Source organism: Anaerovorax sp. IOR16, from assembly GCF_017168145.1.
GTDB lineage: Bacteria > Bacillota > Clostridia > Peptostreptococcales > Anaerovoracaceae > IOR16.
In genome coordinates this window covers 397069-417141 of record NZ_JADQTL010000010.1, presented here as the reverse complement: position 1 = coordinate 417141, position 20073 = coordinate 397069, and the positions used below count along the sequence as shown (strand labels likewise).

14 protein-coding genes are annotated in these 20073 nt (G+C 36.0%); 11 read left to right on the top strand and 3 right to left on the bottom strand.

All coding sequences use genetic code 11. The features are described from left to right. Positions 1 to 25: 25 nt before the first annotated feature. On the top strand, positions 26 to 5149 hold the full coding sequence (locus I2490_RS12450) for an S-layer homology domain-containing protein (RefSeq protein WP_206460082.1): 5124 nt from the start codon (positions 26 to 28) through the stop codon (positions 5147 to 5149). Positions 5150 to 5199: 50 nt separating this feature from the next. Here the strand turns inward: I2490_RS12450 and I2490_RS12445 are convergent, their stop codons facing one another. Further along, positions 5200 to 6093: a GGDEF domain-containing response regulator gene (locus tag I2490_RS12445; RefSeq protein ID WP_206460081.1), complete on the bottom strand. Its 894-nt coding sequence runs from the start codon at positions 6091 to 6093 to the stop codon at positions 5200 to 5202. 221 nt (positions 6094 to 6314) lie between these two features. Between I2490_RS12445 and speB the strand changes: the two genes are divergently transcribed. From speB to I2490_RS12420, 5 genes are all read left to right on the top strand, one after another. Further along, positions 6315 to 7241 carry an agmatinase gene (gene speB, locus I2490_RS12440; protein ID WP_206460080.1) on the top strand — a complete coding sequence of 309 codons (927 nt, stop codon included), beginning with the start codon at positions 6315 to 6317 and terminating at the stop codon, positions 7239 to 7241. Positions 7242 to 7402: 161 nt separating this feature from the next. After that, on the top strand, positions 7403 to 8842 hold the full coding sequence (locus tag I2490_RS12435) for a putative DNA modification/repair radical SAM protein (protein WP_330634637.1): 1440 nt from the start codon (positions 7403 to 7405) through the stop codon (positions 8840 to 8842). After that, the gene (locus I2490_RS12430; protein WP_206460079.1) at positions 8826 to 9593 is read left to right on the top strand and encodes a TIGR03915 family putative DNA repair protein; all 768 of its coding nucleotides are present in this window, start codon (positions 8826 to 8828) and stop codon (positions 9591 to 9593) included. The genes I2490_RS12435 and I2490_RS12430 overlap by 17 nt, the downstream gene beginning before the upstream one ends. 77 nt (positions 9594 to 9670) lie before the next feature. Then, a complete protein-coding gene (locus tag I2490_RS12425; RefSeq protein ID WP_330634636.1) occupies positions 9671 to 10414 on the top strand; it encodes an NAD-dependent protein deacylase in 744 nt (247 codons plus the stop codon). Positions 10415 to 10669: 255 nt separating this feature from the next. After that, positions 10670 to 12169 carry a trimethylamine methyltransferase family protein gene (locus tag I2490_RS12420; protein WP_206460077.1) on the top strand — a complete coding sequence of 500 codons (1500 nt, stop codon included), beginning with the start codon at positions 10670 to 10672 and terminating at the stop codon, positions 12167 to 12169. Positions 12170 to 12260: 91 nt separating this feature from the next. On the opposite strand, the gene I2490_RS12415 is transcribed toward I2490_RS12420, so the two are convergent. Continuing rightward, positions 12261 to 12896: a GntR family transcriptional regulator gene (locus tag I2490_RS12415; protein WP_206460076.1), complete on the bottom strand. Its 636-nt coding sequence runs from the start codon at positions 12894 to 12896 to the stop codon at positions 12261 to 12263. A gap of 390 nt (positions 12897 to 13286) precedes the next feature. Between I2490_RS12415 and nhaC the strand changes: the two genes are divergently transcribed. Then, complete coding sequence (nhaC, locus tag I2490_RS12410; protein WP_206460075.1) at positions 13287 to 14741, top strand: Na+/H+ antiporter NhaC; 1455 nt, start codon at positions 13287 to 13289, stop codon at positions 14739 to 14741. Positions 14742 to 14906: 165 nt separating this feature from the next. Then, positions 14907 to 16049, top strand: coding sequence for an alanine racemase (gene alr / locus I2490_RS12405; protein ID WP_206460074.1), 1143 nt, complete (start codon positions 14907 to 14909; stop codon positions 16047 to 16049). On the opposite strand, the gene I2490_RS12400 is transcribed toward alr, so the two are convergent. Continuing rightward, a complete protein-coding gene (locus I2490_RS12400; protein WP_206460073.1) occupies positions 16005 to 17540 on the bottom strand; it encodes an aminotransferase-like domain-containing protein in 1536 nt (511 codons plus the stop codon). The two genes, alr and I2490_RS12400, sit on opposite strands and share 45 nt — an antisense overlap. 168 nt (positions 17541 to 17708) lie before the next feature. Here I2490_RS12400 and I2490_RS12395 point away from each other — a divergent pair, with 168 nt between their 5' ends. The 3 genes from I2490_RS12395 to I2490_RS12385 all read left to right on the top strand — a co-directional run bounded on the left by I2490_RS12395 (position 17709) and on the right by I2490_RS12385 (position 20034). Further along, positions 17709 to 18317, top strand: coding sequence for a LysE/ArgO family amino acid transporter (locus I2490_RS12395; protein WP_206460072.1), 609 nt, complete (start codon positions 17709 to 17711; stop codon positions 18315 to 18317). A gap of 324 nt (positions 18318 to 18641) precedes the next feature. Continuing rightward, on the top strand, positions 18642 to 19418 hold the full coding sequence (gene surE, locus I2490_RS12390; protein ID WP_206460071.1) for a 5'/3'-nucleotidase SurE: 777 nt from the start codon (positions 18642 to 18644) through the stop codon (positions 19416 to 19418). Beyond that, on the top strand, positions 19408 to 20034 hold the full coding sequence (locus I2490_RS12385) for a hydrolase (RefSeq protein ID WP_330634670.1): 627 nt from the start codon (positions 19408 to 19410) through the stop codon (positions 20032 to 20034). The genes surE and I2490_RS12385 overlap by 11 nt, the downstream gene beginning before the upstream one ends. Positions 20035 to 20073 lie beyond the last annotated feature (39 nt).

Below are 20073 nucleotides of genomic sequence, written 5' to 3'. Positions count from 1 at the left end.
TTAAGGGCAAGGAGGAAAATAAAAAATGAAGACAAGAAAACGATTTAGGCGAGTGACAGCATTCATTTTAATGTTGATGCTTATTATGACATCGATTCCGGGAATTACCTTTGCTGCAGAGGAAGTACTTACAGATCCCGCGGCAGAAGTTATAAGTGTCGAAGAGGAAACAGAAGAAGAAAGCAATCAACAAAACTTAGAAGCACCGACAGGAGAGTTGGCAGAGACCGTAGAAGTTTTGGTAACCATCAGTGTGGAAGGAGAATTTAAACTTGGATGCGATGGAGCTACAGGCCTAATTTGTGTACCGATGGAAGTGGAAAAAGGATCCACAGTCGCTGATGTTTTACAAAAAGCACATGAACTTTACCATGAAGACGGGCTTTCTGCTTGTGAATACAATGGAACATCTTTCAGTAAATTTTGGGGACAAAATACCTATAATATCGGATATTTTAATAACGGCATGATGGTTATGGATACAACTGCTGAGGTCAAAGATGGTGATCAAATCGAAGGTACCATTTATAAGGATTTTCTCACAGATTTATATACAAGATTTTGTGAGACGGAAATGAATGTGAAAGAAGACCAAATGTTTTCTGTCACACTTAAGCATAATGTAATAACAACCTCTGATTGGAAAGGCGGAATGATGAGCGGGGCATCCGCAGACATTCCATTGGAAGATGCAACAATTCTTATCGGAAATGAAACTTCTCACAATATTCCTTCTGATAACAGTAAAGGCATTGTTACCGACAAAAATGGGCAAGCTGTTTTGTCCTTTGAAAAAGCAGGAACGTATTACTTATCTGCGTTAAAGGAAGGTGAAATTTTAATCCCTTCTAACTGTAAAGTCATAGTAGAAGAAGGGTTGTCTGATGACGAAAAGCAACAGTGCGTTGCAGCAGATAAAGAGGCACTTACCTTTGATGGAATAAAGGGAGGAAACGAAGCGCTGAATCAAATCAAAGAACCGCTGAATTTAATTCAAACGGGTCAAAGCGGGGAAACGTTTATTCGATGGTCTTGCTCGGATTCTTCTGTGATTTTAAAAGATGGATCTGTAAAACGTTCGTTTACAGAAGACAAAACAGTGCAACTTACGGCAACCGTTTCTTATGGAGAATATTTTGAGGAAAAAGTATTTTCCGTAACAATTAAAGCGTACTCAGAACAAGAAATTCAAGATACGTTAAATGCTGTGATTACAAACCTTCCTGATTCCATTGAAGTTGTGGAATGGAACGGTGAAGTAAAACAAGATACAAATATTATTGATTTTATCGAAGAAAAAGTAAGAAAACAAAATCTTGATATTCAAGTTGCAGGTACTTGTGACCCATTACTCCAAACGCAAATTCAAGAAGATGGAACTATTGTTTACGGTGAAGAAGCGATAGAGAATCAAGAAGTAAGTTTTACTTTATCGCTTGGGGATACGCAAAAAGAGTACAAAATTCCGGTTACAGTGCCAAAAAGAGCTGTTACAAAACAAGAAGTATTAAGCGGTAATTGGCTTACCTTTGATTTATGGAAAGGAAAGAATCTTTCTCAAAATGAAATAAAAACTATGATTTATTTACCAAAGGAAGATCCTTTAAACTGTTATACCGAAACCACATGGGAGTCGAGTCATCCTGCTGTAACGAAAATTGAAAAATATGCGGTGAATGGAGCATATGAAACAACGATTTATCGTCCAGCAGTTGGAGAAAAAGATGTTTCTGTTACATTGACAGCAATAATTAAGCCGAGTCCGAGTTGGGATTATGGAATGGCGCCCAAAGGGCCAATGCCCGTACCAAGTGAAACGAAAAAAACGTTTCAAATTGTGATCCCTGCTGTTACAGAAGAAGAAGAACAACAAGCGGATGATTTGTTAAATGAGGCGATTCAACTGTTTTCGATGGATGATATTACAGTTCGGGGAACAAAAGAAAAAGCTGATTTAAACAATTTGACCTATTCTATTAATGATATTCCGTATAATTGGAACTATGTCGATGAGGATGAAAACTTTAAAGAAGCATATCGAGAGATTCAAGTTATGTGGACTTCCGAGAATTTGGGTGTCAAAGAAGTAACAAGCGGAGCGGAAATTACACGAACAAATGCAGATCAGACAGGGGATATCGTTTTAACACTTTTTTACCTTGGGTGTAATGTAGAGAAGAGATTCCCTGCTATTGTAAAAGCCTTTACGGAAGAAGATGCAGAGGCGGAAAATACTGTTTTAAGAGAAGTGCAAGATGCATTGACTTTTGATGTTATCAAAGAAATTAATGTAGATGCAGAAAACGTGAAAAGTAATCTAAAAAAAGTAGAAGCGGCAGTAAAAGGCGAGAGTGGTATAGAATTTCAAGAAGCATCGAAGTACCATCATATCGGAGCAAATATCATATGGAAAAGCAGCAATCCGAATGTGATTACGGATGGTTTGGAAGTATATCCGCAATTTGAGGAAACAGACGTTACGTTAACGGCAACATTGACGAGTCCAAGATTTAAAAATTATGCAGGAGTGCAGACCTTTGAAAAAACATTTTCAATTAAGGTAGTAAAAAGTGATAAAGTCGTATTTTTAAATAATTTTGCAACAAATATTGCAAACGATTATGCAGCGAAAGATGTTGGGTTTTGGAAAGAAACGGAGACGGACTGGTGGAACATTGTTGCGTTCCAAGCCTATAAAAGAGCATTTCCTGAGAGTCAGTCAGAAATTTCCAAAGAGGCAAAGCAGGCTTATGTAAATAAAACAATTTACAATTTAACTCAATTAAAAGATCAAGCTTCAACAGATGCAAACACGTATGTCGCAACCATTCTTTCTATGAATGCTTTGGGATATGATCCGACTCGTTTATGGACAATTAACCGTGCCAAAATAAATACGGTAACTGGATTAAAACAAATTTCAGTTGAAGAAGCAAAACAAGGTTACTATAATACGATTGCGCCTTATGTGGTTTTGTCATTATCGCAAGGGAATTATGATGCAAGCAACGTCATTGAAGAAAACATTGCCTACATGCTGGAGATGCTAGACGATGAATCCACTTGGGCTTGGGGTGTAGATGGGCCGGCAATGCTTTTGCAAGGACTGATTCCGTATTATGATAGGGAAGATGTAAAAATTGCAGTCGATAAAAATCTGATAAAAATATCAGAAAAGCAAGGTGAAAATGGTAGTTTCGGAGGTGTGGGAAGTGATGCAATGGTCATTATTGCTCTTGCACAACTTGGAATCAACCCTTATACAGATACTCGTTTTATCAAGAATAATCAAAGTGTAGTAGATGGTCTTTTAAATTATAAAACGGAAGATTTAAAAGGATTTATTTTTGATGGCAAATATAATCTATATGCAACAAAGCAAGGATTTATGGCCTTAGTTGCGGCAAAACAAGTTATGGATTTACATAAGCCATTTAATGTTTATGATTTTTCCGCCGGAGAAAAAACAGAAATATACGCAACAGAAGCTGGTGGAGGAGAGGAAAAGCCATCTGAACCAATCGGAGAAAAAGAAATTAAAGTATACTTTACGTTAAAATCTGATTCTGGAACCTGGATTTCTAAGACACCGGTTACCGTAAAATCGGATGCAACCGTATACCATGTATTTACAAAAGTGCTGGATGATAAGGGATTTACCTATGAAGGTGCAAGTCGTGGCTACGTATCTTCCATTACTAATAAATCAGGAACGACATTAGAAGAATTTTCAAAAGGTCCTAATTCCGGTTGGCTTTACAAGGTAAATGAAGAATTACCACTAATTAGCCTGACAAAATATGATCTGTCAGAAGGAGACAGCATTGTATATTATTATACGAAGGATTGGACCAAGGATGAAAAAGCCGTAGAAGCAGCAGGTGGAAAAAACAACATAGGAATAATAGAAGAAACGGAAAAGGGAAGTGCAATTGGAAAAACAGAAGTCGAGGCAAGCATTGATAAAAACAATCATGCAACGGCTGCTATTTCGACTGAGGAAATAAGCAAAGCGATTGATACCATTATAAAAGCGGCTGAAAAGAAAAAGAACTTAAGAAAAGAAGTACAAATTATAGTAAAAACAGACCGAAAAGCCGTAAGTATAGAAACGAAATTACCAAAGACATCCTTATTGGAATTAAAAAAGCATGTAGATATGCTGACGGTGCAGACACCAATTGCAGATTTAAATCTTTCAAAGGAAAACCTCTCTCATATTACAAGGAATATAAATGGTGATTTAAAATTGACCGTTGCAAAAGTAGATTATGCTCAACTCGAAACAATTTCTAAGGCAGAAAAAGCAGAGTTTGAAAAGGAAATCGGAAACCGACCAATCCTTGATTTTCATATGTCGGTAGGCGATAAAATAATTTCTGATTTTAAAGAAGAAATACAGGTATCGATGCCATATGAAGCTTCTGCAAGCGAAGATTTAAATAGTCTCATTATTTATTATATTAATGATCACGGGCAACTGGAAATAATAAAAGATTGTCAGTATGATGAGAATAAAAAAACGATAACTTTCTTGACGAATCATTTTTCAAACTATGCTGTTGGTTATAAAAAAATTGTATTTAAGGATGCTGAAAAACATTGGGCAAAAAATCCCATTACATTTTTAGCAGCCAGAGAAGTAGTTAGTGGAAAGGGAGTAAATACTTTTGCACCGAATGACAATATAACACGCGCAGAATTCGCACAGATATTATATGGAATGGAAAATCCAAAAAATATTGATGCGGCGAAAGCAGCTGAAACATTTAAAGATGTAAAAGCAACAGATTGGTATGCAAAAGCAGTGGCATGGGCTTATGATAACGAAGTTGTAAAAGGGCAAAAAGATATTGACGGGAAAATGAATTTTGCACCGAATGCTAAAATTACAAGACAAGATATGGCAGTTATGATTCAAAATTACCAGAGTAAGGTAATCAAAAGAGAATTAGCAGTGGTCAAAAAAGAGATTGTGTTTACGGACCAGCAAAAAATTGCAGCTTATGCAAAAACTGCGGTAAGTCAGTTACAAAAGTCAGGCATCATAAATGGGAAAACGGCAACAACGTTTAATCCAAAAGATAATGCAACGAGAGCAGAAAGTGCCGTTATCATTTCTGCGTTAATTAAAAATAATATAGAATGATTACTAAAAAGGAAAACCCTCATGCAATTGTATGAGGGTTTTTGTAAAATTTATTTTTTCCAAACCACTTGATTTCTTCCAAAAGCTTTCGCTTTATAAAGCATTTCATCAGCAGAATTTATAAAGTTTAGGAGGTATTCACATTCATTTGGGATAGTTGTTGCTCCTCCGATGCTAATCGTTACTATATCACAAACCTTAGAATGTATATTTGGAAGAGATTGATTAAAAACGTTTTGGCATACTTTGTTTACAATTTGCTCGGCTTCCTCTGCATATACATTTGGCAAGATGATAACAAATTCATCTCCGCCGTAACGTGCTACATAATTATTATACTTAGGAAGTGCAGATTGAATCGTAGAAGAAACCATCTTTAATATACGGTCTCCTTCTTGGTGACCATAGGTATCATTTACGTTTTTAAAATAATCAATGTCAATCATTGCTATGGAAAGCGGAGTCTGATTTACAAGCGCGTCGTTCCATTTGGCTAACATAAAGCGTTCATAGCTTCTTCGATTGTGAAGGCCTGTAAGGACATCCAGTAATAATTCGTTTTCAATTGTTTTTTGGTATAAATAGGAATCTACGTGCGTACGTACTCTCGCTTTGACAATATTTTGATTGTAAGGTTTAGTAATATAGTCAACCGCGCCTGCGAGTAAAGCTTTTTCTTCCGTTTCTATATTGGCTAACCCTGTTAAAAAAATGACTGGAATTCGATTCACTCTTTCATTTTTTTGTAATTCCTCTAATACTTCAAAGCCGTTCATTTCAGGCATTTCAATATCTAGCAAAATAAGAGTCGGCAAATGTTGCATTGCCAATTGAATCCCTTCTTTGCCAGACTGTGCTGAAATGATATGATAATCGTTCTGCAAAAAAGAGGTTAGTGTGTGTATATTAAATGCACTATCATCAATTGCTAAAATTGTTTCCATTTAATCTCACCATTTTCTATAATTCCTCAACATTGGTTTGCATCAAAATATTTATAATCATATTCGAATTATCCGAGGAAATCAAATAAAGTTTATAAAATATTTTATGTATTATATCATTTTTATGCGACACTTGCTATAATTTTATTAAAGGTATGAAATTGTTTTAACAATTTGTATATTATTGTAAGTTTTTACTAAGGAAGGAAAGGTGGAAACAAATGCGAGTAAAAGATGAATTTGCAAATGATGCAAGAGCATGGTGTGGATTGAATCAACCGAACAAAGCGGAAGAAGAAGTGGACATCGTTCTCTTTGGAATTCCATTTGACCAAGGTGTAAGTTATCGTGCGGGTGCAAGCTTGGGACCAAGTGTGCTTCGGCAAAATACTTTTACTTCTACACCATGCACAGAGCGATTGGAATACATGGATGAATTATCCGTATTCGATGCCGGCGATTTTAAAGAGGAAAATCGTGAAGTATTATTTCAGGAAATTCAATCATATGTAACTGACTTGGTGAAGAAGGGAATTTTCTTTACTGCCATTGGCGGCGATCATTCTGTAACCATACCAATAGAGGCAGGAATCAACGATGCAATTTCAGAACCTTTTGGAATTATTCATATTGATGCTCATATGGATTTATGTGACGATATGGGTGGAGATAAATTATCGCACGGTTCGGTTCAAAGAAGGGCTCTGGAACTTTCTAACATTGAAGGGACTCAGAATTTATACTTTATTGGAATTCGTTCTATTGAACCGGATGAATATGCATTTAAAAAAGAGAATTTGATTCAAGTAAAAACTGCATATGATTGCTATCATGAAGGAATGGAAGCAATTGCAAGGGATGTCGTAGAAAAAATGTCTAAATATAATAAGGTGTATATTACTTATGATATTGATAGCTTAGATCCTGCGTATGCAGCCGGTACGGGAACGCCGCAGTTTGGTGGGATTACCAGTAGAGATGCACTTGAGCTTTTACGAATTTTATTTGAGGAATTAAATATCATTGCGTTCGATATTGTTGAAGTGGCACCACCATTGGACCCTTCGCTCACTTCTATGTTTGCTGCAAGAAAACTTTTAACCGAATGTTGGGGACATCAAGCAAAAAAGATTGGAAAACTTAAATAATACTATAAAGAAAAAGTAAACGAAATAAAAATCATAGAAAACATTGAACATTTGTTCTATTTTGGTTATAATAAATAGAACAAATGTTTTTTTATTGATTATTCAATGTTTTTAATTTGAAAAGGATTTCAAAAATCTAAAAAGGCAGAGGGAGAAGGAATATGCCGGGAATGGATGTTACGTTAGAAAAATTAAAAATTTTAGCGGACAGTGCGAAGTATGATGTTTCTTGTTCCAGCAGCGGAGCAGATCGAACGAAAGCAAAAAAAATGGGGACGGCTGCAGTATCTGGGATTTGCCATTCTTGGTCGGCAGATGGAAGATGCATTTCTTTGTTAAAAATCCTTTTTTCCAATCGTTGCGTCTATGATTGCGAATATTGTGTAAATCGACGTTCTGCAGATGTAGAAAGAGCATCATTTGAACCGGAGGAACTAGCCCAATTAACCATAGAATTTTATAAAAGAAATTACATTGAAGGGTTGTTTTTAAGTTCTGCAGTGGAGAATTCTCCGGATTACACAGCAGAACGAATTTTAAAAGCACTTTCTTTATTGAGAGAGAAATATGGGTTTTCGGGTTACATCCATGCAAAAATCATTCCCGGAGTATCGCCCGAACTTGTAAGAGAAATTGGCTTGCAAGCTGATCGCTTAAGTGTGAACATTGAGCTACCGACGAAGGAAAGTTTAGCAATACTAGCCCCCCAAAAAAAAGCGGCAGGAATTTTAAATCCCATGAGGCAGATTACTAATACATTAGAAGAACAGAAAAGTTTAAAAGGTGCCGGAAATCGATTTTCAAAGTTAAAACAAAGAGAAGATTTACTGCTAAATGGTTTAGAGCTTCCGGTGTCAACACGAGAGCAGGAAGCAAAGTATGGAATTCTTCCTTATAAGAAAGGAGATCTATATAATTTTGCTCCGGCAGGTCAAACTACACAAATGATTATTGGTGCAACACCGGAAAGTGATCGGCAAATTATTAAAATGTCAGAAAGTCTTTATAAAAAGTTTCAGATGAAGCGTGTCTATTTTTCTGCTTACATTCCAGTTGTTTCTTCTTCAAAACTTCCTGCACTTCTAACTCCACCTCCTCTGTTAAGAGAGCATCGACTTTATCAAGCAGATTGGCTACTTCGATTTTATGGATTTTCGGCAGAAGAGTTGCTTGATGAAGAAAACCCGTTTTTTGATCTGGAATTGGATCCAAAAGTTACTTGGGCGCTTCGCCACATTGAGCAGTTCCCAATTGAAATCAACAAGGCTTCTATGGAAGAATTGTTAAGAATTCCGGGAGTGGGAAATATATCAGCAATGCGAATTGTGAGACAGAGACGGCTTAGTGCAGTGAAATTTGATGATTTAAAAAAAATCGGTGTGGTTATAAAACGAGCGAAGTTTTTTATTACTTGCTGTGGAAGGTATTATGGTGAAGGAGAAATTGCTCCTGAAAAGATACGTGGGCAAATGCTTTCGGCAGAGCGTATTAAATACGGGCTTTTACCACCAAATAAAGAAGAACAGTTATCCTTGTTTGGTACAGAGCGTACGCACTTGCTTGCTGCAGCTAAGGAGGAACAACGTGGATTACTTGTATGATGGCAGCTTTGAAGGGTTTTTGTGCTGCGTGTATGCTCATTATTATAAAGAAAAAGCTGACGGTATTTATCCAGAAGAGGATTATCAAAGGTCAATGCTGTATCCATTTTATTTAGTTGCTACCGAATCGGAAAAAGCAGAACGAGTCTATGAAGCCATTCAAAATAAAATATCAAATGCTTCCTTGCGTCGTGTTTATCGAACTTTTCTTTCTAACGATCCGCAGAAGGAAACCAAGCTTCTGCATTATTTGATATTAGGGTTTCGAAAAGGAAGGATGATAGATTCTCTTCATTCGGTATCCGAAGTTTATAATGTACAGCAGATAGAAAAGAAGGTTGCTAATGAACAGCATAGATTATTAGGACTGGTACGATTTTCTACAATAGAAGAAAGCAAAGAGGGGTCTAATTCAGAGAGTAAAGCTCATCAGATTTTATATGCACCAATCGAACCGGATCATAACATATTAGAGCTAATTGCAGATCATTTTGCAAAACGTTTGCCTATGGAAACATTTATTTTGCATGATTTAAGAAGAGAAAAAGCTGTTTTTTGTCAAGATGGTAATTGGTATTTAGGGGATCTGAACCGTAATATTCGTTTTACCGTTACAGAGGATGAATTGGGGTACCGTTCTTTATGGAAAAGATATTTTGATTCCATTGCAATTTTGGAACGCACAAATCCTGCTTGCCAAAAAAGATGTATGCCCGTACGATATTGGAAAAATCTTACGGAATTTCATTAAGGTTTCTTGCTTCTTTTTCTATTAAGGTGATAAAATAAATAAAAGAAATGTTTTTGAAAGTTGGAAGGAGTATGGGAATGTATGACGAGTTAAAAGAAATAATAAAGAACAGTAAAAATATTGTTTTTTTTGGAGGGGCAGGAGTTTCTACTGAAAGCGGGGTTCCTGATTTTCGATCAGAAAATGGATTGTATCATACAAGGCAGCAATATGGATATTCTCCTGAAGAAATGTTAAGCCATACTTTTTATTTACAGAATACAAATACTTTTTATGATTATTACAAGAATAATTTGATTTATTCAGAAGCGAAACCAAATAAAGCACATTATGCTTTGGCTAAATTAGAGGAAAAGGGAGTTTTAAAAGCGGTAGTTACTCAGAATATTGATGGATTGCATCAATTAGCGGGGAGCAAGAGAGTTTATGAGCTTCATGGGTCTGTATTACGTAATTATTGCAGCAAGTGCAATACATCTTATCCTTTACATTATATTATGAATGAATCACATTGCGAAGATATGATACCGATCTGTGAAAAGTGTAGGGGGATTGTAAAACCGGATGTAGTGCTTTATGAAGAATCTCTTGATGAAGACTGTATCAATGGAGCAGTGAGTGCAATTTCAAAAGCGGATACCTTAATCATTGGAGGGACATCCTTGGTAGTATATCCTGCTGCTGGTTTAATTCGTTACTTTAATGGAAAAAATTTAATATTGATTAATAAATCCACCACAGACCAAGATCGTCAAGCAACTCTCGTGATTCATGAGCCAATAGGACAAGTTTTGGGTACCTGTGTAGATGAGATCTACTAAAATAATATAAATTAAAAAGTGGCTAAGCCACTTTTTTAGTTTTTTGAAATGATTTAAATTCTTTAACAATGAAAATTAACGAATACTGTATACGTAAAAAAGAGAAAACAAAAAAATACATATTAAAACATTAAAATTTCAACGTTTTTGTAATATTTTTTTATGTATTCTGAATTGTTTGCTTGACTTTGTTTGGATTAAAGTATATTTTATATATATGGATACAATAAACGATATAGGAGGATATGAAAATTTATGGGTAAATTTACATTTGAATCGTTACCGCAATTAAGAATATTATCGAATTCTGAAATTGAACAGATGCATGAAAATGCTGTTCGTGTTCTTGAAAATGCAGGGGTTGTCTTTGCATACGATGAAGCCTTGGATATTCTTGAAGAAGCCGGTTGCATTGTTAATCGAGAGACACAAAAGGTTAAATTCCCTAGAGATTTGATTGAAAGATGCATTGAATCAGCACCTAGTTCCTTTGATCTGTATGACAGAGATGGAAACTATTATTGTAAGTTTGGTGATTCTAAAAGTAGATTTAATCCAGGAAGCTGTTCTGGACTTATGTTAGCTGATGATGGTGAAACGGCTAGACCTTCTACCGTGGCTGATTTAAAATTAATTTCAAAAGTAGCACAATACTTACCACAAATTGACTTCGTATCTTCTTCTGTTGTTTGTGAAGAAGCACCTGGAGATTTAGGGTCACAATATTTGTATTATACTGAGATGAAATATTCCAATAAACCAATTATTGGCGGAGCAACCGATGCATTGGGTGTTCCTCGTACTTTTAAGCTTTTAGAATCAGTGCTTGGAAACGAAAAAAATGTAATGGAAAAGCCATATAGTATATTTGATATTTGCGTTACATCCCCGATGACTTGGTCGCATATTGGTGCACAAAACATCATTGATTGTGCAAAAAGAAATATTCCAATCGAATTAATTTCAGCTCAAATTGCAGGAGCAACCGGTCCTATTACAATTGCAGGCTGCATTTTGCAGCATACCGTTGAAATTCTATCCGGACTTATTTTAGCCCAGGTTGTCAGACCTGGTACAGCAGTTTCTTATGGTGGGGCGCCTTGTATTTTTAATATGCGTACTATGTACACACCAATGGTTGCTATGGAATCAAATATGATAACCGCCGGATATGCCCTAATGGGAAAATATTACGGCCTTCCAACACATACATATGCTGCACTATCCGATTCTAAGGCAATCGATTATCAAGCGGGTAGTGAAACGGCAAGAAGTGGTTTTATTGCACTTCAACTCGGAATTGATAATATTTCTGGTGCAGGCGGATTGAATGTTATTGCGGAAATGAGTGTAGAGAAGCTGGTTATGGATGCTGAATACATTGGAACATTAAAACATTTTGAAAAAGGAATCACTTTCAATGATGAGACTTTGGCAAATGATTTGCTTTGCAAGGTTGGCCCTGCAGGAAATTATATGAAAGAAAAACATACGTTAAAGTGGTTTAAGAAAGAACACAATTATGATAACTTAGTCATGAACTATCAAGAAAGAGCAAGCTGGAAAAAGGAAGGCGGAAAAACCATCTTTGAAAAAGCAAAAGATGAAGTCGCTAAGATTAAAGAACTTCCAGGTATGCTATTATCCGAAGAGCAGAGTTCACGTTTGGATAAAGCATTTATTGAAGTTTGTTTAGAGGCAGGATTGACTAAGGAAACTGCAGAAGACCTGATTGCAAAGTGCAATGAGGCTTAAGGCAGCCAAATAACATTGCTGTACATCTTCGTTTATTTATTTTCTATCAAAAAAACAGGCACCTAAAGGTGCTTGTTTTTTTGAATCAATATTAAATAAGCTCGTAATCTTTGGTCGCCCAATGTGTGTATTCTAAGTATTGACTCACAGCATCGGCATCACCACTTTGGAATAGCTCAATGATTTTTTTGTGTTCATCATTCATCCATCTGCATATTTCAAACTGTGTGTCAATATCTTCGCTAAAATAAGTATATCTTAATACACTGGACTTGATTTCATCTAACATTCGAGAAAGCAATAGGTTGTCCGCACGTTTAATGTAAACTTGATGAAATTTTTCTTGTAGTTCGCAATAGGAAGCATAGTTTTTATATTTAATTGCAATATCAATCAAGTCAACCAGCTCTTGCATGTGAAGAATATCTTGCTCTGTCATCATAGGACAGGCTTGTCTTCCTGCTAAGGCGTCAAGATCCGCTAAGATAATATAGGCATCTAATTTTTGTTTATGGCTGGTGTTAACAACTTGATATCCTTTTCTAGGGATTTTATCCAAGACCCCATTTGCTACAAGTTCAATTAAAGCTTCTCTTGCAGGAGTACGACTAATATTTAATATTTTACAGATTTCAGATTCGGAAATGATATCGCCTGCTGCAAAATCGCCACGCTGTATTTTTTCCAGAATCATTTTAGTCGCTAAATTTCTTAAGGATGAATCCATAATATGTTCCCCTTTTATATGTTTGTTTTAATAAATATATCATAAAAGATAAATTGATGCAATATAAGACAATTTTAAAAAGACTTGACGAATGCAATGTATACATATATACTTAAAATTGTAGTAACAAATAACATAGATTTGCCATACTATGTGTTTACTATTTACCCAATTACAACAAAGCCCTTAGGAATGCTGTCCCTAGGGGTTTTGTTGTATTTTGAATCTTTATGTCGGATGGTATTATTGTATTTTATGTATTTATGTATTTATGTATTTTCAGAATACATTGACTTTTTAGTATTCCCTTGTTACAATGATTATATCGTAGGGCCTCGATAAACAAAGTTATCTTCTTATTTTTACTATTTTATTTTGGGAGGACAAAAAATGGGTAGAAAAATTCCTATGTGGCAAACATTTCTAGTAGTAGTATTATCTCTAGGCGTCATTATTTACTCCATTGTATTTAGTTATGGTGAGTCCCATATGCCATTGCTAATGGCGGCAATTATAGCCGCAGCAGCAGGTGCATTAAATGGGTGGAAATGGTCTTATATGGAAAGCGGTATGCTTTCTGCAATCAGCCGTTCATTGCAAGCGTGCTTGATTCTTTTATCAGTAGGAATCTTAATCGCTACTTGGAAAGCAGCTGGCATTATCCCTTCAATGATTTATTATGGATTAAATATTTTAAACCCATCTATTTTCTTAGTTTCAGTTTGTATTTTATGTTCTGTTGTATCGTTATGCCTTGGAAGTTCCTATACGACAGCCGGAACCATTGGTGTTGCGATGATCGGCGTTTCAATCGGACTTGGTGTCAGCCCTGCAATGACTGCTGGTGCAGTAGTTGCGGGTTCTTACTTTGGAGATAAGATGTCCCCGTTATCTGACACTACGAACTTAGCACCTGCAGTAGCGGGTACAAACCTGTTTGATCATATCAGACACATGGTATTTACAGTAACCCCTTCTATGGTAGTATCACTTATCGTTTTTGCTATTATTGGAAGAAGTTCTGCTGGTGATAATGTTTCTGTAGCTGAAGCAGATTTATTACAGTCTGAAATTATAAAAGAGTTTGTAGTTAGTCCTTTGTTATTATTACCAATACTTATTTTAGTTGCGATTGTAGTTCTTAAAATTCCAGCACTTCCTGGAATTTATCTTGGAATTCTTATTGGTCTATTTTGTATGACGGCAGTACAGGGAATTTCTATTGCGGATTGGTTCCCAACCATGCATTATGGCTATGCATCCATCAGTGAAGTTCAATTAAATGATGATTATATGGTAGCGGATTTAGTCGGTGGAGGCGGATTCCACAATATGTTATGGTCTGTCAGTGTTGTTCTTTGTTCCATGTCCTTTGGTGGAATTATGGAAGCAACAGGTATGTTAAATGATATTGCTCAAAAAGTTTTGGGATTTGCTAAAAGCACAGGATCCTTGGTTACAGTAACCATTTGCTCTTGTATTTTTGTTAATTTGATTACTGCCGATCAATACCTTGCAATCATACTACCGGGCAGAATGTACAGAAGTGCATTTGAAGATAGAAGATTAAAGGCGAAGAACTTATCCAGATGTTTAGAAGATTCTGCAACATTGACTTCTCCACTTATTCCTTGGAATGTATGCGGTGCTACCATGTCGAGCTTCTTAGGAGTTCCAACTGCAGCTTACGCACCTTATGCAGTTTTAAACTGGTTAAATCCACTTGTTTCAATACTGTATGGCTACCTCGGATTCACAATGGAAAAGATGACTGACGAGGAATATGAAGAAATATTGGAGCAGAGAAAGATTGATGCAGAACTTGCTGCAAAAGCCGTTCAATAAATAAAAATCAATGAGGCCCTTGATGCAAAAACAGGCACTCTTATAAGGGTGCCTGTTTTTTATATAATAGAAAATACTGTTTTTATATAACAAACATTGTTTCATGTATTTTTAAATATGAGACAGATGAAAGAAAAAATACAAAACAAATTAGAGGAGAATCATATGGACCAAAATATAAATAAAATAGGGTATTGTAATTCTTATTTTAAAGTGGATACAAATAAAATAGTTGAAAATTATTTTAAAGTAAAAAAATATGTAGGAGATAATGTGGGTGTCATTCCAGTACTGAAAGGAAACGCTTATGGATATGGATTGGTTCCCATGGCAAAGATTTTTGAAGAGCGATGTCACGTAGAACTATTGGCGAATGCAGCAGTATATGAGGCGGTGCAACTGAGAGAGGCCGGTGTACAGTGTGAGATTCTTATTATTGGTGGAATACCGCAGCATTTAATACCGGCTACAGTCCAGTATCATTTACAAATTCCATTGTTTGAAAAAATAACCGCGAAAAACTTAAATGAAGCTGCAGAAAAAGCAGGTATAACGATGAAGGTACATATCAAGATTGAGACTGGAATGAATCGTTTGGGCGTAAAGCCTGGTCAGGCTCTTTCCGAACTTTTGTCTTATGTAGATACTTTAAGAAATATAGAGATCGTAGGAGCCTATACCCATTTTGCTACTTCAACTGCAGATTATAATGATTCTTTTGCATTAGAGCAATATCATATTTTTCAACAGGGAATAAAGCAAATAAAAGAACATGGCATTCATTTAAAATACATACATTGCTGTAATTCTGCGGCGACTGCTTGGTTTAAGGAAGCTTATGGGACTCATGTTCGCTCCTGCTCTTCGGTTTTGGGGCATATGGCAATGGAAGATGGAAGAGAACCCATTGGGCTGGAAGAGCCTGTGGAAATTCGTGCGTTTATTACAAACATACATCATGTAACACCAGGGGAAAGTGTAGGCTATAGTAGGTATTTCAAAGTAGAAAAGCCTATGAAGGTGGCGACTTTAACAGTAGGGTTTGCAGATGGATTTTATCCAATGTGGATGAAAGGGCAGGCTCCTGTTTTAGTAAGTGGGAAACGTACGAGATTTTTAGGATGCTGCATGGATCAGTCGTTTATTGATGTAACGGATGTACCGTGTGAGATTGGACAATCCGTTACATTGATTGGTCGAGATGGTGAGGAGCAGATTACCACTTGGGAGATAGAGCAGTTTACCGGGAATACGTTTGAATATTTATTTGGAACCATTGGGCCGAGAGTGGCTCGCATTTATGAATGAATTGGATCGTATAATATTGGAAAGCTTTTTTAAACCATATTCAATCTCTTCCTCTTTTGCATAAGCATAGGAAAGTCGGAGAGCATGATTTTTTTCAAAGTCATAAACACTCCCTGGATTGAGTAAAAGTTTTTCTTTGCGTGCAGCATAGAATAAATCATCCGTAGAGATATTCCGGTGAAGCTTTAACCAAATATAAAAACTTCCTTTTGGAACGTTCCATGTTGCAATATCTTTGAAATATAAATCCAATGCGTGGAGTGCATGATCTCTGCGCATTTTTAATTTTTTGCGTAATTGCTGTAAATAAATATCATAGTTTTCTGTTGAAAATAGTTCATAAAGTGCCCATTGTGAAACAGAGCTTGCACCGTAATCCATTTGCATTTTAACATCGCCCAAACGTTCCACTACTGATTCCGGACCGACGAGCCAACCGATGCGAAGGCCTGGTGCTATTGTTTTGGATACGGTACCAAGATAAAGAATCATCCCATTTTCATCCATTGTTTTTAAAGGCTTAGGAGGTTCTTCCTCAAACCATAATTCGCCATAAGCGTTGTCCTCAATAATAGGGAGACGTTGATTATTGCAAAAACGAAATAATTCCTTACGACGTTGTGTGGACATGACTGCACCTGTTGGATTGTGAAACGTAGGTATCGTATAAAGAAGTGAGTTTTTCTCTTTTGTTAATCCTTTTGAATTGGATGCATGGTGTGATTGTGCCGCCATATGCCAGTGACAGAGACCTTCACTGTCCATTGGCAGTCCTTTCAGTTTCATGCCAGCAGATTGAAATACCTGTAAGGATTTTAAGTAAGAAGGTGCCTCTGTATATACTGTGGAACCTGATGGCAGCATACAAACCGAAATAAGCTGTAAGGCTTGCAGTGATCCCGAAGTGATTAAAATACTGGAAGGAGATGCTTGGATGCCTTGCTTTTTTAATCGTTCTGAAAGAATCTCTCGAAGTTCCAAAAGACCGAGCGACCCTAAATAATTTAAAGATGGAATTCGTTCCGGAAGGCGCATAAAAATTTCCCGCATCATTTCTTTTGGAAAAAGTTCAGGGGCTAATTCGCCGGTCCCCAGTCTTATAAAATTCTCTTCAAATTCAAGTTTATTGATAATTTGGATGGTAGGAACATTCGCTTTAAAGGAACCCGATGTTAAATAGCTGCCCCAGTCAGGAGGAGCGGCAGACATTAAAAGTGACCAGGTGTTACTGGCTACACGCGTACCTTTTCCTGCATTGCCCTCTAATATACCATACGAAGACAACTCTTCCATGGCCATCATAATTGTGCTGCGATTTACACCGAAGATCTCGGCTAATTTCCGTTGAGAGGGTAATTTACTTCCAATTACCCAATCTCCTGAAGCAATTTTTGTACTTATAAAGCGAACAATTTGCTTATAAAGAGGTTCCTTATTATTTTTATCCGGTATCCATTCTATAGTAACTTCTTTTGAGGTAATTGATTTCATTATGATATCCTTTCTTTTTTCTTACGAAAAACATCTAGTATCAATGTAAACTTGGATGGGAAAAAAGTCAATGGTTGGATGGATACAGGTAAATAAAAATCCGTTATTATAAGCCTATAAAGCATATGGTTTATAAAAAAATGGACGGAATAACTGGAGGAAAATAAGATGATGTATTTTTTACAAGGGTTGACGATTGGACTTGCTTATGTAGCGCCCATTGGGGTACAAAACTTGTTTGTCATTAATACAGGGTTAACACAAAGCCGTGCAAGAGTATATTTGACAGCTTTAATCGTAATTTTTTTTGATATTACTTTATCTGTTGCATGTTTTTTTGGAATTGGAGCTTTAATGGATCATTTTCGCTTTTTGAAAATGGCGATTCTTTTGATTGGCAGTATAGTAATCTTAATAATGGGAATCAAATTAATTTTAGAAAAAGCCTCTATGGATACAGGGACCAATGTGAACGTACCGATTGTGGAGGTTATTACTATGGCTTGCGTAGTTACTTGGTTTAACCCTCAGGCATTAATTGATGGATCCTTATTACTGGGTGCGTTTAAAGGAGCATTGCCTGCGACAGAGTCTACAAAGTTTATATTAGGTGTAGCAACGGCATCCTTTTGCTGGTTTATGGGAGTATCTACTGTAACGCATTTCTTTCGTTCTAAGTTCAATGATAAAATTCTTAAAATAATTAATGTTATTTGTGGCATAGTAATTATATTTTACGGTTTAAAACTAGGTCTTAGCTTTTTTAAGATGTTTTAATTCATATTAACTTTTGAGATAAAAAAGATAAGAAGAACCAGCAAAAAACTTTTATAAGTTTTTGCCGGTTCTTTTTTGCATCTTCATTCATAATTATCTTCACCCTTCATAAAATAAAGAATATTGTTTAATATCATCTATATCATAAAAAGATGTTTCTAACAATAAAAGTTAAATATTCTGACAGTATTCTTTCTGCAGTAAATCCGAGGTATAGTTTTAAATGCAGAGAGTATGGTATAATAAAATATAGGCTGTAATTTATAAATTGATATATATGATACACTAAAAAAGAAATTAAAAATAAAAAAATGGAGAATTAGAATGAATGTATTAGTTGCAAATGATGATGGAATTGAAGCACAGGGTATTCAAGAGTTAGTAAAAGCACTTGGAGGACGAAATGAAATAAAAATTTATGTATGTGCGCCTGATCGCCAAAGAACCGCTTCAGGTCACGGTATTACAGTATCGGAACCTTTGATTTTAAAAGAATGGGATTTTGATGGGGCAGAAATGGCTTATTCTTGCTCTGGAACTCCGGCTGATTGTGTAAAGCTTGGCTTACGTGCATTTCGTGCAATCGGTATTGAAATGGATTTAGTCTATTCCGGAATTAATCACGGAGCAAATTTAGGAACAGACACATTGTATTCCGGTACAGTTTCGGCGGCAATGGAAGGTGTTTTATGTGGAAAACGATCCATTGCAATTTCCTCCTGCAGTCATCACCCAAAATACTTTGAAAGTTGCTATGATATAGCTGTACGTATGTTAGACATCGCCTTGGAAACACTGGATGAACATACTATATTAAATGTAAATATACCGGATTTACCTCTTTCAGAAATCAGAGGTATTCAACTTGGAAGATTGGGGGAACGTGAATATGCGGATCATTTTCATCCAATAAAAAATGAAGAAGGTATCATTCATTATCAATACTCAGGAGAAGCTCTTGCTTATGAAGGCCTTTCCGATGATGTAGATGTAGCAGCACATGAGCATAATTATATTACGGTAACACCGCTGCATCATGATTTAACAAATTATAGTGTTTTAGAAGAAATGAAAAGTCACCCACTATTCGATAAAATATGATTTTTTAAGAAAGTTATCGTTAAATTACAAAGGAGAGACATATGGAAGTAAAAAAATAAAAAAGGAAGAAACATTATTAATTGCAATTGATTTTCAAGAAAAATTAATGCCTGTCATAAATGAGAAGGAAGCGCTAGAAGCGGCAATGGTAAAATTAGTGAAGGGCTGTCGTGTTATGGATGTTCCGATCTTAGTGACACAGCAGTATACAAAGGGACTTGGAGCAACCATTCCTTCGATTGACACTGCATTGACTGAAGAAATTGCAGGGAAAAAGGCAATGTATGAACCATTTGAAAAAACGAGCTTTAGCGCAATGCGACAAGCAGATTTTGTAGCTGAAGTAAAAAAGCAAGAAAGAAAGACGATATTAATGACTGGAATTGAATCGCATATTTGTGTAGAGCAGACAGTGATTGATTTACTTGATAACGGGTATAATGTATTTGTTGTTGGGGATTGTATTTCTTCAAGAAAAGCAATGGATAAAGAATATGCACAGCTACGGATGATTGCAGCAGGTGCTGTTTTTACATCAATGGAATCCATACTTTTCGAACTTTGTGGCGGAGCAAAGGAACCTGGATTCAAGGAAATATCCGCAATTATAAAATAGGATAAAAACCCCACGCAATTATGCGGGGGTTTTTAAAAA